The organism is Streptomyces sp. NPDC008092 (assembly GCF_042957285.1).
In the GTDB taxonomy this organism is placed as follows: Bacteria; Actinomycetota; Actinomycetes; order Streptomycetales; family Streptomycetaceae; genus Streptomyces.
The window spans coordinates 188269-203495 of record NZ_JBIBHY010000013.1 but is presented as its reverse complement, the minus strand read 5'-3'; the positions used below and the strand labels follow the sequence as shown (position 1 = coordinate 203495).

Annotated in this window: 12 protein-coding genes and 1 riboswitch; of the genes, 1 reads left to right on the top strand and 11 read right to left on the bottom strand. The window is 71.7% G+C overall.

All coding sequences use genetic code 11. The features are described 5' to 3' along the window. Positions 1–123 precede the first annotated feature (123 nt). The 4 genes from ACFZB3_RS36195 to ACFZB3_RS36180 form a co-directional block, all read right to left on the bottom strand. Entirely contained in the window at positions 124–819 is a 696-nt protein-coding gene (locus tag ACFZB3_RS36195; RefSeq protein ID WP_391383372.1) for an FCD domain-containing protein, read from the bottom strand. Positions 820–1224: 405 nt separating this feature from the next. After that, positions 1225–1980, bottom strand: a complete 756-nt coding sequence (locus tag ACFZB3_RS36190) for a peptidoglycan DD-metalloendopeptidase family protein (RefSeq protein WP_391383369.1) — start codon at positions 1978–1980, stop codon at positions 1225–1227. A gap of 12 nt (positions 1981–1992) precedes the next feature. Next, a riboswitch (cyclic di-AMP (ydaO/yuaA leader) is annotated at positions 1993–2156 on the bottom strand. A 192-nt stretch (positions 2157–2348) separates the two neighbouring features. Continuing rightward, on the bottom strand, positions 2349–3737 hold the full coding sequence (locus ACFZB3_RS36185) for an insulinase family protein (protein ID WP_391383367.1): 1389 nt from the start codon (positions 3735–3737) through the stop codon (positions 2349–2351). Beyond that, the gene (locus ACFZB3_RS36180) at positions 3734–5137 is read right to left on the bottom strand and encodes an insulinase family protein (protein WP_391383364.1); all 1404 of its coding nucleotides are present in this window, start codon (positions 5135–5137) and stop codon (positions 3734–3736) included. Before ACFZB3_RS36180 ends, ACFZB3_RS36185 begins: the two co-directional genes overlap by 4 nt. Positions 5138–5437: 300 nt before the next feature. Here ACFZB3_RS36180 and ACFZB3_RS36175 point away from each other — a divergent pair, with 300 nt between their 5' ends. Beyond that, positions 5438–7894, top strand: a complete 2457-nt coding sequence (locus ACFZB3_RS36175; protein WP_391383754.1) for a DNA topoisomerase (ATP-hydrolyzing) — start codon at positions 5438–5440, stop codon at positions 7892–7894. On the opposite strand, the gene ACFZB3_RS36170 is transcribed toward ACFZB3_RS36175, so the two are convergent. The 7 genes from ACFZB3_RS36170 to ACFZB3_RS36140 all read right to left on the bottom strand — a co-directional run bounded on the left by ACFZB3_RS36170 (position 7891) and on the right by ACFZB3_RS36140 (position 15218). Then, the gene (locus ACFZB3_RS36170; protein WP_391383361.1) at positions 7891–8985 is read right to left on the bottom strand and encodes a GTP-binding protein; all 1095 of its coding nucleotides are present in this window, start codon (positions 8983–8985) and stop codon (positions 7891–7893) included. The two genes, ACFZB3_RS36175 and ACFZB3_RS36170, sit on opposite strands and share 4 nt — an antisense overlap. 84 nt (positions 8986–9069) lie before the next feature. After that, complete coding sequence (locus ACFZB3_RS36165; RefSeq protein WP_391383358.1) at positions 9070–10236, bottom strand: citrate synthase; 1167 nt, start codon at positions 10234–10236, stop codon at positions 9070–9072. A gap of 96 nt (positions 10237–10332) precedes the next feature. Continuing rightward, a complete protein-coding gene (locus tag ACFZB3_RS36160) occupies positions 10333–11532 on the bottom strand; it encodes a beta-propeller fold lactonase family protein (protein ID WP_391383355.1) in 1200 nt (399 codons plus the stop codon). Then, positions 11529–12653 (bottom strand): sugar phosphate isomerase/epimerase family protein, encoded by a 1125-nt coding sequence (locus ACFZB3_RS36155; RefSeq protein WP_391383352.1) that lies wholly within the window; start codon positions 12651–12653, stop codon positions 11529–11531. The genes ACFZB3_RS36160 and ACFZB3_RS36155 overlap by 4 nt, the downstream gene beginning before the upstream one ends. After that, positions 12650–13174, bottom strand: a complete 525-nt coding sequence (locus ACFZB3_RS36150) for a DUF6379 domain-containing protein (protein ID WP_391383349.1) — start codon at positions 13172–13174, stop codon at positions 12650–12652. The genes ACFZB3_RS36155 and ACFZB3_RS36150 overlap by 4 nt, the downstream gene beginning before the upstream one ends. A 36-nt stretch (positions 13175–13210) precedes the next feature. Then, positions 13211–14893 carry a GMC oxidoreductase gene (locus ACFZB3_RS36145; protein WP_391383346.1) on the bottom strand — a complete coding sequence of 561 codons (1683 nt, stop codon included), beginning with the start codon at positions 14891–14893 and terminating at the stop codon, positions 13211–13213. Between the two features lie 25 nt (positions 14894–14918). Continuing rightward, positions 14919–15218, bottom strand: coding sequence for a hypothetical protein (locus tag ACFZB3_RS36140; RefSeq protein WP_391383343.1), 300 nt, complete (start codon positions 15216–15218; stop codon positions 14919–14921). Between the last annotated feature and the right edge of the window lie 9 nt (positions 15219–15227).

Genomic DNA, 15227 nt, shown 5'->3' with positions numbered 1-15227 from the left:
TCCGGCGCCCGGCTTTACCGCGGGCACACACGGAGAGCGCGACCGCGAATTCCCGGCGCGCGTGAATTCGGGCAGCAAAAATACGCCCCGCCGAATAACACCTCTTTGTATACGGCGCGCGTGTTAATGCCGCAGGCCCGACATGTTTACGGGATGTTGCGAAGTCCTCACACCGTTCGCCCGTTCGGCGGCGCCGGGAAATCGCAGCCGGTGGGAGACCGTGGAGCGCTCGGTGTGCAGGGCCGTGATCGCCCGGGCGCGGTCGCCGTCGCCGCGCGCCACCGCGTCCACGATGGCGCCGTGCTCCGCCCAGGACTCCACGGGGTTGGCGGGCGTCTCCACGGTGTACATCCAGGCGATCTTGTGGCGCAGCTGGGTGAGCGTCGAGGTCAGGGCGTGGCTGCCGGAGGCCTGCGCAAGGGTCTCGTGGAACCAGCCGCCCAGGGAGCGCAGGTCCTCGCTGTTGCCCCGCCTGGCCCGCTCCTGCCCCAGCCTGACCAGTCCGCGCAGCACCTTGAGGTGGGCCTCGGTGCGGCGCTGGGCGGCCCGGGAGGCGCCCAGCGGCTCCAGGAGCATGCGCATCTCCAGCAGGTCGGCGGCCTCCTGCTCGGTCGGTTCGGCGACGCAGGCGCCCGCGTGCCGGCGCGTCACCACGAAGCCCTCGGCCTCCAGGGTGCGCAGGGCCTCACGGACGGGGACGCGTGAGACCCCGTAGCGGCGGGCCAGGAGTTCCTCGGTGAGCCGGCTGCCGCGCTCGTAGACACCCGCGACGATGTCGTCCCGGATCGCCGTGCATACCGAGTGCGCCGGAATACGCATGACCGACCTCCGCCTTAATCCCCGTGAAACGCCGCCGAGTGGCGCTCGTTCCGTGACTCTATTGCAATGAGCCGCAATTTCCGACGGGGGGCCGGAATCCAGGGATATATTTTGGACAGTGGGGGCACGAAAACGACGAAAGCCCCGGCGGTGGGCCGGGGCTTCCGAAGATCTCACGGGTTGTCGTCGCCGGGCCGCCAGCGTGTTGCCCCGCCGGGTTCGCCCTGGTGGTCGGGTGCGGGTGCGTCGTGGCTGGTCGCGCAGTTCCCCGCGCCCCTTTCAGGGACGTTACGCGCAGCGCCCCTTCAGGGGCACGGGGAACTGCGCGAGCAACCCCCACGCACCCGCACCCGGCACAGCACGCTCGGCCCGTCGGTCTCGGCGCCGGACCCGCGTCCAGCTCCGTCAGACGTTCACGCCGTGCTTGCGGAGGTAGGCGACCGGGTCGACGTCGGAGCCGTACTCGGGGGTCGTACGGGCCTCGAAGTGGAGGTGCGGTCCCGTCGTGTTGCCCGTCGAGCCGGAGAGGCCGATCTGCTGGCCCGGGGTGACCTTCTGGCCCACCGAGACGCCGATGGACGAGAGGTGGCCGTACTGGGTGTACATGCCGTCGGCCATCTTGATGACGATCTCGTTGCCGTACGCCCCGCCCCAGCCGGTGGAGACGACCGTGCCGGTGCCGACCGCGTGCACGACCGTGCCGCCGGCGGCGTGGAAGTCAATGCCGGTGTGGGCGCCGGAGGACCACAGGGAGCCGCCGGTCTTGTAGCCGGTGGAGACGTAGGAGTCGCTGATCGGCGCGACGAAGGTGTTGAGGCGCTTACGCTCGGCCGCGCGGGCGGCGCGCACCTCGGCCGCGCGCTCCTTCTTCGCCTCGGCGGCGGCCTCCTTGCGGGCGGCCTCCTCGGCGGCCTTGCGGTCGGCGGCGGCCTGCTGCGCGGCCGCCTGGGCGTCGATCTGCTCGGCGACGGAGTCGCTGATCGTGATGACCGGGGTGAGGCCGGTCTGCTCGACGGAGTTCTCGGCGGCGAGCGCCGGAGCGGCCGAGACGGTGCTGATGACACCCGTGGTGGTGAGGGCCGCGATACCGGCGGCCTGCGCGGTGGTGCGCTTCACCCGGCCGGGACGACGGTGCTTCCCGGAGGCGCACATGAACGCCATGTAGTGGCTGGTCCTTTCCTTCCCTCTCGCCTACCGGGTTAGCTGACGGGTTCGGAGCAGGAAGGTCTCCTACGGGCCCCCTCGCGACACGCGCGGGCACCCGATTCACCCCAGGGACTGCGTGGGTCCCCGGCTCCCCTGGCTCGCGCCGTACGGGGACTCGGCGATGGCTGTCCGGTGCCGCGGACGCGGCGCGATGCCTGACGGACAGCCCGGAAGAACCTACGAGGACCCGCCTTCGATGCTCAAACGGATCACTGCTTTTGTCGCGTATCCCACAGGGCAGACAGGCAACCTCCGCCCCAATTCGGACATTCCAGAGCCCTGGTGGCCGGGAGGTCACCAGGGCTCCGCACACGCGCGTGCCGCTACTCCGCGGCGACGACCGTGACTTCGCCGATCCCGAGCGCCTCCACGGGCTCCTTGATCTGCGCCGCGTCCCCGACGAGGACGGTCACCAGGCGGTCCACCGGGAAGGCGTTCACGACCGCCGCGGTGGCCTCCACGGTGCCGGTGGCGGCCAGTTGCCGGTACAGCGTGGCCTGGAAGTCGTCGGGCAGGTACTGCTCGACCTGGTCGGCCAGGGTGCCCGCGACGGCCGCCGCCGTCTCGTACTTGAGCGGCGCCACCCCGACGAGGTTCTGCACGGCCACGTCGCGCTCGGCGTCCGTGAGGCCCTGGGCGGCGAGCGTGCGCAGCACCGTCCACAGGTCCGACAGCGCCGGGCCGGTGTTCGGGGTGTCCACGGAGCCGCTGATGGCGAGCATCGAGATCCCGGTGCCGTCGGGGGCGGACCGCAGGACCTGCCCGAAGGAGCGGACGCCGTAGGTGTAGCCCTTCTCCTCGCGCAGGACGCGGTCCAGGCGGGAGGTGAGGGTGCCGCCCAGGCAGTAGGTGCCGAGCACCTGGGCCGGCCAGACGCGGTCGTGCCGGTCGGAGCCCACCCGGCCGATGAGCAACTGGGTCTGGACGGCGCCCGGACGGTCCACGATGACGACCCGGCCGGTGTCGTCGGCGGTCACGGTCGGGACCGGGCGAGGCTGCCCGGTGGCGGCCCGCCAGGCGCCCAGGGTCTCGCCGAGCAGCTCGTCCAGGTCGATGCCGGTCAGGTCGCCGACGACGACCGCGGTGGCCGTGGCGGGGCGGACGTGCCGGTCGTAGAAGGCCCGTACGGCGGCCGCGTCGATCTTCTCGACGGTGTCCTCGGTGCCCTGGCGCGGGCGGGAGATCCGCGTGGCGGCCGGGAAGAGCTCCTTGTAGAGCTGCTTGGCGGCCCGGCGGCTGGGGTTGGCCAGCTCGTGCGGGATCTCGTCGAGGCGGTTGCGGACCAGCCGTTCGACCTCGCTGTCGGCGAAGGCGGGCGCCCTGAGCGCGTCGGACAGCAGCCCGAGGCCCTTGGCGAGCCGGGAGGCCGGGACCTCCAGGCTGATCCGGACGCCGGGGTGGTCGGCGTGCGCGTCCAGGGTGGCGCCGGCCCGCTCCAGCTCGGCGGCGTACTCCTCGGCGGAGTGCTTGTCGGTGCCCTCGGAGAAGGCGCGCGCCATGATGGTGGCCACGCCGTCCAGACCGGCCGGCTCGGCGTCCAGGGGCGCGTCCAGGAGCACCTCGACGGCGACGACCTGCTGGCCGGGGCGGTGGCAGCGCAGCACGGTCAGGCCGTTGTCCAGGGTGGCGCGCTCGGGGGCCGGGAAGGCCCAGGGCTTGGCCTCGCCCGGCTGCGGCTGGGGGTGGAAGTCCATGGTGGCGAGTTCGGTCACTTGGCCGTCTCCTCGTTCTCGTTGCCGGCCTCTACGGTGGCTTCCTGCTCCGGGTCCTCGCCGCGCCCCGCCTCCTGGGTGTGCTCCGCGGACTCCGCGGACAGCGGCTCGTAGACGAGCACCGCGCGGTTGTCGGGGCGCAGGCGGGCCTTGGCGACCTCCTGGACCTCCTCCGGGGTGACCGTCAGGACGCGCTGGACGGCGGTCAGGGCGAGCTGCGGGTCGCCGAACAGGACGGCGAAGCGGCACAGTTCGTCCGCGCGGCCCGCGACGGTGCCGAGCCGGTCCAGCCACTCGCGCTCCAACTGGGCCTGGGCGCGCTCCATCTCCTCGGGCGTCGGGCCCTCCTCGGCGAACCGGGCGAGCTCCTCGTCGATGGCGGCCTCGATGACCGGCACCTCGACGTCACCGGAGGTCTTCACGTCCAGCCAGCCCAGGGAGGGCGCCCCGGCCAGCCGCAGCAGGCCGAAGCCGGCCGCGACGGCCGTACGGTCGCGCCGCACCAGGCGGTTGTAGAGGCGGGAGGACTCGCCGCCGCCGAGGACGGTGAGCGCCAGGTCGGCCGCGTCGGACACGCGCGTGCCGTCCTCCGGGAGCCGGTAGGCGGCCATCAGCGCCCGTGCGGGGACCTCCTCCACGACGACCTCGCGCAGCTGCCCGCCCATGATGTCGGGCAGCGAGCCGTCGCGCGGAGCCGGCTTGCCGTCGTGCGCCGGGATGGAACCGAAGTACTTCTCGACCCAGGCGAGCGTCTGCTCCGGATCGATGTCGCCGACGACCGAAAGAACGGCGTTGTTGGGCGCGTAGTAGGTGCGGAAGAACGCGCGCGCGTCCTCCAGGGTGGCCGCGTCCAGGTCCGCCATCGAGCCGATCGGCGTGTGGTGGTAGGGGTGGCCCTCCGGGTAGGCGAGCGCGGTCAGCTTCTCGAAGGCCGTGCCGTAGGGGACGTTGTCGTAGCGCTGGCGGCGCTCGTTCTTGACGACGTCGCGCTGGTTCTCCATCGACTCGTCGTCCAGGGCGGCGAGCAGCGAGCCCATCCGGTCGGCCTCCAGCCAGAGGGCGAGCTCCAGCTGGTGGGCGGGCATGGTCTCGAAGTAGTTGGTGCGCTCGAAGCTCGTGGTGCCGTTGAGCGAGCCGCCGGCGCCCTGGACGAGCTCGAAGTGGCCGTTGCCCTTCACCTGCGCGGAGCCCTGGAACATCAGGTGCTCGAAAAGGTGAGCCAGGCCGGTACGGCCCTTGACTTCGTGCCGGGAACCGACGTCGTACCAGAGGCAGACCGCCGCGACCGGGGTCAGGTGGTCCTCGGAGAGCACCACGCGCAGACCGTTGGCCAAGCGGTGCTCGGTCGCTGCCAGGCCTCCGGAGCCTGTCTCGGCCGTGGTCGTGTGACCCATGGGCATGTACGTCCCTTCGCTCGCGGAAGCGGTCCCGAACCGCGGTTTTTCTACCGGTCCTGCCACTGTATGCAAGCGTGCGGGGGCCGGGCGAAGTTCCCGCACGACGTACGCCCACAGCGGATCGTGCGGGCGGATCGCGTAGCCTGCGTCCGACCGCCTCGAATGTCTCCGGGCCGCGCTCAGGGCGGCTCACGGGCACCGGGGCGGGCCGCGGAGACCGGGTCCTGGCCCGGGTTGTCAGTACCGCGGTCCACAATGGTCCGCGTCAGATCCCGTTCACGCATGAGCAAGGAGCCGGCAGCGATGGCCCGCCGCAGCACGAAGACCCCGCCGCCCGACGACTCGTTCGAGGAGAGGATCCTCGACATCGACGTCGTGGACGAGATGCGCGGCTCCTACCTTGAGTACGCGTACTCGGTCATCTACTCGCGCGCCCTGCCGGACGCCCGCGACGGCCTCAAGCCGGTGCACCGCCGCATCGTCTACCAGATGAACGAGATGGGGCTGCGTCCCGAGCGCGGCTACGTGAAGTGCGCGCGCGTGGTCGGCGAGGTCATGGGCAAGTTGCACCCGCACGGCGACTCGTCGATCTACGACGCGCTGGTGCGCATGGCCCAGCCGTTCTCGATGCGGGTCCCACTGGTCGACGGCCACGGCAACTTCGGCTCGCTGGGCAACGACGACCCGCCGGCCGCCATGCGGTACACCGAGTGCCGGATGGCCGAGGCGACCAGCCTGATGACCGAGTCGATCGACGAGGACACGGTCGACTTCGCGCCCAACTACGACGGCCAGGAGCAGGAGCCGGTGGCACTGCCCGCCGCGTTCCCGAACCTGCTGGTCAACGGCTCGTCGGGGATCGCCGTCGGCATGGCGACGAACATGCCGCCGCACAACCTCGGCGAGGTCATCGCGGCCGCCCGCCACCTGATCCGCTATCCGAACGCGGACCTGGACACGCTGATGAAGCACGTCCCGGGCCCCGACCTGCCCACCGGCGGCCGGATCGTCGGCCTGGAGGGCGTCCGGGACGCGTACGAGACGGGCCGCGGCACCTTCAAGATCCGGGCCACGGTGACGGTGGAGACGGTGACGGCCCGCCGCAAGGGCCTGGTCATCACCGAACTGCCCTTCACGGTCGGCCCCGAGAAGGTCATCGCCAAGATCAAGGACCTGGTCAACGCCAAGAAGCTGCAGGGCATCGCCGACGTCAAGGACCTCACCGACCGCGAGCACGGGCTGCGCCTGGTCGTCGAGATCAAGAACGGCTTCGTGCCGGAGGCGGTCCTGGAGCAGCTCTACAAGCTGACGCCGATGGAGGAGTCCTTCGGCATCAACAACGTGGCCCTGGTGGACGGCCAGCCGCTCACCCTGGGCCTCAAGGAGCTGCTGGAGGTCTACCTCGACCACCGCTTCGACGTGGTCCGCCGCCGCAGTGAGTTCCGCCGCACCAAGCGCCGCGACCGCCTCCACCTGGTCGAGGGCCTGCTCACCGCCCTCGTCGACATCGACGAGGTCATCCGGCTGATCCGCTCCAGCGAGAACAGCGCGGAGGCCAAGCAGCGCCTCATGGAGCGCTTCTCGCTGTCGGAGATCCAGACGCAGTACATCCTCGACACGCCGCTGCGTCGCCTCACCAAGTACGACCGCATCGAGCTGGAGGCGGAGAAGGAGAAGCTCACCGCGGAGATCGCCGAGCTGACCCGGATCCTGGAGTCGGACGCGGAGCTGCGCAAGCTGGTCTCGGCCGAACTGGCCGCGGTCGCCAAGAAGTTCGGCACCGAGCGGCGCACGGTCCTGCTGGAGGCGTCCGGCGCCCCGGCGGCCGTGGTGCCGCTCCAGGTCGCCGACGACCCGTGCCGGGTGCTGCTGTCCTCGACCGGCCTGCTGGCGCGCACCACGAACGGCGAGCCGTTCCCGGCGGACACCGACGGCGGGCGCGCCAAGCACGACGTCATCGTCTCGGCGGTCCCCGCGACCGCGCGCGGTGAGATCGGCGCGGTCACCTCGACGGGCCGCCTGCTGCGGATCAACGTCGTCGACCTGCCCCAGCTCCCCCGGACGGCGACCGCCCCGAACCTGGCCGGCGGCGCCCCCCTCTCCGAGTTCCTCTCCCTGGAGGACGGCGAGTCGGTGGTCTGCCTGACCACCCTGGACGAGTCCTCGCCGGGTCTCGCCCTCGGCACCGAGCAGGGCGTGGTCAAGCGTGTGGTGCCCGACTACCCGTCCAACAAGGACGAGTTGGAGGTCATCACCCTCAAGGAGGGCGACCGGATCGTCGGCGCGATGGAGCTGCGCACCGGCGAGGAGGACCTGGTCTTCGTCACGGACGACGCGCAGCTGCTGCGCTACCAGGCCTCCCAGGTGCGGCCGCAGGGCCGGCCGGCGGGCGGTATGGCGGGCATCAAGCTCACCGAGGGCGCGAAGGTCATCTCCTTCACCGCGGTCGACCCGGCGGCCGACGCGGTGGTCTTCACGGTGGCCGGCTCGCGCGGCACCCTCGACGACTCGGTGCAGACGACGGCCAAGCTGACCCCGTTCGACCAGTACCCCCGCAAGGGCCGGGCCACCGGCGGCGTGCGCTGCCAGCGGTTCCTGAAGGGCGAGGACTGCCTGTCCTTCGCCTGGGCGGGCCCGGTCCCGGCGAAGGCGGCCCAGAAGAACGGCACCCCGGTCGACCTCCCGGAGATCGACCCGCGCCGCGACGGCTCCGGCGTGTCGCTGACGAAGACGGTGTCGGTGGTGGCGGGCCCGGTCTAGGCCCCGTACCCGTCGTACAGGTCGCCGTCGGGGCCCTCCGCCAGGCCCTGGACGTAGCGCAGGACGCCCCACATGCCGTGCTCGTCGGCGTGCGGGGCGTCGTTCGCGCACGCCTCCAGCTGTTTGCGGAGCGCGGCCGCGTCGATGCCGGAGCCGATCAGCACGAGCTGCGTGAGCCGTTCCTCGCCGGGTCCCCAGGCCTCCGGGTAGAACCGCAGGAACCGCCCCACGGCGTGCACGGCGTACCGGTTGCCCGTGTCGTGCGGCCCGAAGTCGACGTACCCCTTGATCCGGTAGAGCCCCTCGGGACGGCTGTCGAGGAAGGCCATCAGCCGACGGGGGTCGAGGGGTGGCGCGGAGGTGAAGGACAGGCTGTCGTAGGCGCTGTGCAGGTGTCCCGCGTGCGCGTCGCCGTCGCCACCGCCGTGGTGGTGGTCGTGCAGGTCGTCGAAGGACAGCTGGCCGATGCGCTCCTCGCCGGGCCGGCAGTCGAACAGGAACTCGGGGTCGACACGGCCGTAGGTGGCCGGTACGACGGCGGCGGCCCGGTCGGCGAGCGACCGCACCAGCGCGAGGACGCGCTCGCCGCCCTGCTCGGCCCGGTCGATCTTGTTGACGACGACCAGGTCGGCGAGGGCGAGGTGCCGGTCGATCTCGGGGTGCCTGGTACGGGTGTCGTGGAACTCGGCGGCGTCGACGACCTCGACGAGGCCGCCGTAGACGATGCCGGGATGCTCGCTGGCGAGCAGCATCCGGACGAGTTCCTGGGGTTCGGCGAGACCGCTGGCCTCGATGACGATGACGTCGACACCGGTGCCGGGGCCCGCGAGCCGCTCCAGGTAGACGTCGAGTTCACTGGCGTCGACGGCACAGCACAGGCACCCGTTGCCGAGCGAGACCGTCGAGTCGCCGAGGGCCCCGGCCACGGCCATCGCGTCGATCTCGATGGCCCCGAAGTCGTTGACGATCGCCCCGATCCGGCTGCCCCCGCTGCGGTGCAGCAGGTGGTTGAGGAGCGTGGTCTTCCCGGACCCCAGGAATCCGGCGAGGACGACTACCGGGATCTGCCGGGGGGTGGGGTGGTGCTCCAACGGGGGCCTCTTTCGCGCGGGCGGGGTGGCGGGCCGGTCCAGGATAGGAAATCCCACCGGACCGGACACCGCGCCCCGTTCCGGCTACGCGACGACGGCGTCGGTCACCTCCGGTTCCGGCCCCACGTACCGCGCCACCGGCCGGATGATCTTCGAGTCCGTCGCCTGTTCCAGGATGTTGGCGCTCCAGCCGATCGCGCGGGCCGCCGCGAACGTCGGGGTGAACATCTCCCGGGGCAGGCCGCACAGTTCCATGACCACGCCCGCGTAGAACTCGACGTTGGTGTGGAGTTCGCGGCCGGGCTTCAGTTCCGCGAGGATGCGCTCGACGTGGCGTTCGACCTCCACGGCGAACTCGACCCGGGGGCCGCCGAAGTCCTGGGCGATCTCGCGGAGCATGCGGGAACGGGGGTCCTCCGTGCGGTAGACCGCGTGCCCGAAGCCCATCACGCGGTCACCGGCGAGGACCCGGGCACGGATCCACGGGTCGATCCGGTCCGGTGTCGCGATCGCGTCCAGGGTGTCCAGTGCGCGGCTGGGCGCACCCCCGTGCAGCGGCCCGGACAGGGCGCCGACGGCACCCACGAGGCAGGCCGCGACATCCGCGCCCGTCGACGCGATGACGCGTGCGGTGAAGGTTGACGCATTGAATCCGTGGTCAATGGTCGAGATCAGGTACTGCTCGACCGCACGCGCCCGCCGGGGGTCCGGTTCCGCGCCCGTCAGCATGTAGAGGTAGTTGGCCGCGTACGGCAGGTCCTCGCGCGGTTCCACCGGGTCGAGCCCCTGCTCCAGCCGGTACAGCGCCGTGAGCAGCGTCGGCACGGCCGCACAGGCGGCGACCGTGTCGGCCCGGCGCCGGTCCGCGTCGATGTCGTACACCGGCCGGAATCCCTTGGCCGCGCCGAGCAGCGACAGGGCGGTGCGCAGGCCGGCCAGCGGGCCGGACGTGCGGCTCGCCGCGGCCACCGCGGGCAGGGCCGTCCGGACCTCGGCGGGCAGGCGCCGGAGCGCGGCGGTCTCGGCGGCGAAGACGGCCGCGCGCGCCGGGTCGGGGAGCCGGCCGTGGACCAGGAGGTGCCAGACGTCCTCGAAGCCACGGGTACGGGCGAGTTCGACCGCCGAGTACTGGCGGTAGTGGTAGAAGCCCTCGCTCCCCCGGACGTCGCCCACCTCGGTGTCCGTGACGACGACGCCGGCGAGCCCGCGTGGCACCTCGACGAGGGGCGACGCACTCCTGTTGACGGTCATGACCTGCCTCCGTTTCCCTCCCTGAACTTGATTCGACTGTCCATCATTGACGAAGATCCTGTCAACGTTGATTGAATCAACCTTGCAAAATCAACCTCATAGCTCCGCGAAGGCGATGAACGCCGGTTGCGGTACATGCGCCTCCGTCAGCGCGGACAGCGTCCCGTCGTCGCCGTCGACCGCGTACGAGCGCACCAGGTCGGCCGGACGGTCGGCGACGAGCAGGAACGTGCCGGACGGATCGAAGGCGAAGCTGCGGGCCGCGAGGCCCGGGTGGCGGGAGCGGGCGAGGCGGACGTCTCCCGCCCTTGTGAGCGTGGCGTCGTCGGCGACGCGGAACCAGGCGACGGAGTCCTCTCCGCGGTTGTTGACGTAGACGAACCTGCCGTTCGGGTGGACGCGTACCTCCGCCGGTTCGTTCGGGCCCCGGTGGTCCGGCGCGACGGTCGGGACCCGGTCGACCGGGCACAGCCGCCCGGTCTCCCGGTCGAACGCGAACGAGGCCAGGGCGGAGGCGAACTCGCAGGTGACGTAGGCCCGGTCGGAGCCGGGGTCGAAGGCGATGTGCCGGGGGCCGGTCTCCGGCGGGCACGTGTACGTGTGCACGAGGTCGAGCGTGTCGCCGAGCGCGTGCACGAGGATGCGGTCGGTGCCCTTGTCGGCGACCAGCACGTACCGGCCCGAGGGGTCGACCACCGCACAGTGCGCATGGGCGCTCGACTGGGCGTGGCCGCCGGCCTGCGGCGAGGAGTTCGGGTCCGGGCCGTGGCCGGGCAGCACCCGTACGTCCCGGAGCGGGCCGATCCGGCCGTCCGGTTCCAGGCCGTAGAGCAGTACGGTCGAGTCGTCGTAGAGGTACCCGACCGTCCAGGTGCCGTCGTCCGCGCGGAAGACGTGTTCGACGTGGTCGAAGTCGCCGTGGTTGGCGGAGACGAGGACGCCACGGCGCTCGTCGAGCGCGAGGTAGGTGGGCCGGGGGCCGGGTGCGGGGCGGGAGTTGAGCCGGGTGAGGCTGCCGTCCCCGGCGGACACGGACAGGGCGTGCACGCTCGCGGGCGGCTCGACCGGGCCCCTGCCGTCGTTCTTGCGCTCGTCCACCGCGTACAGCGTGCGGGTGGCCGGGGCGTAGACGAGGTAACCGGCCTCCCGGGGCTCGGTGACCCTGCTCAGCGGGGTGAGCTCGCGGCCGTCCCGGCTGACGCCGAGCGCGGTGATGCCGCCCGCGCCGGCGTCGGAGGGGCTGCCGTAGCTGCCGACGTAGGCGACGAGGCGAGGTGTCGGTTCCGTGGTGCTCATGCGGCCAGCAGCCTCCGCAGCATCTCCTGGTGGCGGCGGACCTGGTCCACCTCGTCCATCAGGTCTTCCCGGCCCCGGTCCTGGGAGTAGCGCTGCCCCTCGTACTCGGAGTTGACGTAACCGTCGAAGCCGCCGGCCTTCAGCGCCCCGATCGCGGCGTCGTAGTCGATGGCGATGTCCTGGTACTGACCGGGGCGGCCGGGGATCTCGGACATGTTGTTGAACTTGCCGTGCACGTGGATGACATGGGGGGCGATCCGGCGGAGCGTCTCGGCGGAGGTCCGGGAGAGCGTCAGCGCCTCGGCCACGGTCCTGAAGTCGATGTCCGCGGGATCCTGGACGCGGTCGCGCGTGTACTGCCCGACCCCTTCGAACACCTCCAGGAACGCGGGTTCGCACGCTCCGGTGCTCAGGAACCGGTTGAAGTCGGAGCGCAGGTTGCCGGCGGTGTGGCGGTGGACCGCCGTCAGGTCGAAGGGGGCCGCGCCCCGGCGGATGTCCAGGGCGAGGTCCACGGACGCCCGGGAGGCCTCGGGCCGGGCGCCACGGCGTTCCAGCCAGGCCAGCTGGACCTCCGAGGGACGGAACTGGAAGATGCCCAGGTCGGGCACGATGCCGAGGTGCCTGGTGCCGGTGCGCTCGACGATGTCGAGGAGGTCGCCGACCTCGGGGCCCTCCAGCCTCATGGGCTGGTGGATCTCCTTGCCGAGCCGGATGTCGAGCTGTTCGGCCAGCGGCAGGGCCGCGACGAGGATCTCGACGGGCACGACGGACAGGACCCGGACGTTGGCGAAGCCGAGGGACTTGGCCAGCCGGATGTCGTGGCGGAGGCGGTCCGCGCACTCCTCGTAGGTCATGACGTGGTCCCGGAACTGCAGGACGTCCATGCCGACGTCCATGGCTACGGGCCTGGTGCCGTAGGCGTCCATCCACGCGAACCACCGGCGGCGGAAGTCCTCGCCCGGCTCCGGGTAGCGCAGGGACATCTCGTCGATCAGCTCGATGCCGTCGGCGCCGCCGAGGTTCCGGCCGACCTCGCGGATCTGCTCTTCGAGGCTGAGTTCCCCGAAGAACTGGGACTGCTGGTAGCTGTAGAGGGACACCCCGCGCTGGATGGTCATCGGGTCTTCTCCGGCTCGGTCACGGTCGGCTCGGCCACGGTCGGCTCGGTCATGGTCGGCTCGCTCGGCTCGGTCAGGGGAAGGGCGTAGGCGACGATCTCCGGGGTCTTGTCGGAGCCCGCTCCGGAACCCGGCTTCGGCGGGTTCCGCACCCATTCCTCGTCGGTCGGCAGGTAGCCGTAGGCGGCCAGGACGGACTGCTGGAAGCGGACCTCGTGCACGCCGGGAGCAAGTCCGCCGGGAGCGGCGACGTGCAGGACCGCCTCGTCGTCGTAGTCCCAGTGCTCGTGGACGGCGGTGCGGATCTCGTCGAAGGTCCGGGGCGGCCGGGCGTTGATCTCGAAGGTCTGGGCGGTCGTGGGGTACTCGGTCCCGTCGACCGCGAGGTAGTAGCCGTTGTGGAGGGAGAGGTAGCAGCCGCGGTAGTTCGCGTGGCGGACGGCGAGCGTGAAGCCCACCGTCCGGCCGTCGCGGACCTCGTTGCGCAGGCTGTCGGGGCGGATCAAGAAGTTCTCGAACATTCCTTGCACCAGGTGAGGTCGGGGAGGTCAGGGGGATCAGCGCTGGCGGTGGAGTGACCCGTCCGCGTGCTCGCGGGCGATGAACTCGCAGGCGCGTGCGGTGAGGGCCATGATCGTCAGCGTCGGGCCGACCCCGCCGTTCGACACGTAGCAGCTGGCGTCGGTGGCGAAGAGGTTGGGCACGTCCCAGGCCTGGTTGTGGGCGTTGAGGACCGACCTGGCCGGGTCGTCGCCCATCCGGGCACCGCCGCACTCGTGGATCGCGGCGCCCATCGCCAGGCTCCGCTTGATCCCGAGCCGGAAGACCGCCCGGCTGACCGGGTCGGCGTCGGGCCAGATCTTCTTCGAGTCCAGGCCTAGTGCGGAGGCCGCGAAGTTGACCCGGTAGCCGCTCGCCTCGGCCATCTCGCGCAGGCCGCGGACCTGGGCGCGCATCAGGGCCCGCTCGTTGTCGGTGATCGCGAGGCGGATCCGCGGGACGGGGATGCCCCAGGCGTCCGTGCGGCGCGGGTGCAGCGTGATGCGGTTGTCGTGGTACGGCAGCATCTCGCCGAACCCCATCAGGCCGACGACCCCGCCGGCGCCCTCCGGGACGGGCATCCGGCCTATCGTGCCCTGCACCGACCAGCCGCGGGCGAACGCGGGGTTGGCGGTGTGCGCGTCGACGTTGTCGAAGTGCGGGATGTAGACGCCGCCGATCGGCGGGTAGTACGGGTCCGGTGGCGCGGGGTCCTCCGTCGCCTCGGCACCGGGGTGGTGCGGATCGTCGCCGAACAGCAGGCTCGGGGTCTGGTCCATGAAGTAGCGGCCGAGGAGTCCGGAGGAGTTGGCGAGCCCACCGGGGTGTGCGGTGCCGCCGGAGTTGAGCAGCAGCCGTACCGTCTCGATGGCCGAGGCGCACATCACCACGACGTCCGCGTGGACCCGGTGCTCGGTCCTGGTGTTGCGGTCGATGAAGACGGCACCGTCGGCGAGGCCCGTCCTCGAGTCGACCGTGATCCGGTGCACGATCGCGTCCGTGCGGGTGGTCAGCCGTCCCGTCGCGCGGGCCGCGACGATCCCGAGCGGGACCCGGTGCAGGTTGGGGGCCGCGTAGCGCCACGGTACGACGTGCCGGTTCGCCCACCGGCCCTCGACCGTGGCCTTGAACTCCTCCTCCGCCGTGGTGAGCGGCGACGGCCCGCGGTAGCTGCCGTCGGGGAGGTTGGGCAGCCCGTCGGACGTGCCGTAGAGGCCGGTGAACTCCTCGACCCGGTCGTAGTAGGGGGCGAGGTCCGCGTAGGAGACGGGCCAGTCCTCGCCGTGCCCGTCCCGCGACGCGGCCTTGAACTCGTGGTCGGAGGACCGGAGCAGCACCCGCCCGTAGGCGTGCAGGCGGCCGCCGAGCTGACGGCCCCGGATCCAGAGGAACTCGCTGTCGGAGGCGTACGGGTGCTGCCGGTCGTTGACGAGGAACGGGCTGGTCTGGTCCTTGAACATGGCCCGGCGGGCCTGGATGTGCTGCCCCCTCAGACCGGCGCGGAGCCGGCCGCCGAGGCCGATGCTCATCGCCTTGGGCGCCGACGGGGGCGCGGGCGTGAAGTCGGCCGCGGTGATGTCGCGGCCGGCCTCCAGGAGGAGCACCTCCAGGCCGCGCTCGGTCAGTTCCTTGACGGCGATGCTGCCGGCGGCGCCGGAGCCGACGACCAGGGCGTCGTAGCGCTTGTCGAGGGTGGTCATGCCCGGCACCCGCCTTCGACGACGGTCAGGTCAGGGATGTCTTGTGTCCTGTGCACAGTGGTTCGGCTCTTTCCGCTTCGAGGTCACGGGCCGCCCGTCGGGGCGGCTCCGTGTGGACGGCGACGGCGGTGGCCGCCGTCGGGCCGCGGACCTCGCGCAGACCGAGCCGTCTGCTGCGCTCCCAGGCGCCGAGCGCGGGCGCCGGAGCCGGACGGGGCACCGAAGCCGGACGGGCCACCGAAGCCCGACGGGCCGCCGGAGCCGGACGGGGTGCCGTGCGAGGGGGCTTGCGGGCCGGGGTGGTGCCGGCCTGGTGCTGTCGCATGGTCCTCGT

Excerpts from the sequence above, each read along its gene's own strand:
- ACFZB3_RS36145 (WP_391383346.1), bottom strand. The coding sequence starts at position 14,893 with ATGACCACCCTCGACAAGCGCTACGACGCCCTGGTCGTCGGCTCCGGC.
- ACFZB3_RS36160 (WP_391383355.1), bottom strand. The coding sequence starts at position 11,532 with ATGAGCACCACGGAACCGACACCTCGCCTCGTCGCCTACGTCGGCAGC.
- ACFZB3_RS36165 (WP_391383358.1), bottom strand. The coding sequence starts at position 10,236 with ATGACCGTCAACAGGAGTGCGTCGCCCCTCGTCGAGGTGCCACGCGGG.
- ACFZB3_RS36155 (WP_391383352.1), bottom strand. The coding sequence starts at position 12,653 with ATGACCATCCAGCGCGGGGTGTCCCTCTACAGCTACCAGCAGTCCCAG.
- ACFZB3_RS36140 (WP_391383343.1), bottom strand. The coding sequence starts at position 15,218 with ATGCGACAGCACCAGGCCGGCACCACCCCGGCCCGCAAGCCCCCTCGC.
- ACFZB3_RS36190 (WP_391383369.1), bottom strand. The coding sequence starts at position 1,980 with ATGGCGTTCATGTGCGCCTCCGGGAAGCACCGTCGTCCCGGCCGGGTG.
- ACFZB3_RS36150 (WP_391383349.1), bottom strand. The coding sequence starts at position 13,174 with ATGTTCGAGAACTTCTTGATCCGCCCCGACAGCCTGCGCAACGAGGTC.
- ACFZB3_RS36180 (WP_391383364.1), bottom strand. The coding sequence starts at position 5,137 with ATGCCCATGGGTCACACGACCACGGCCGAGACAGGCTCCGGAGGCCTG.
- ACFZB3_RS36175 (WP_391383754.1), top strand. The coding sequence starts at position 5,438 with ATGGCCCGCCGCAGCACGAAGACCCCGCCGCCCGACGACTCGTTCGAG.
- ACFZB3_RS36195 (WP_391383372.1), bottom strand. The coding sequence starts at position 819 with ATGCGTATTCCGGCGCACTCGGTATGCACGGCGATCCGGGACGACATC.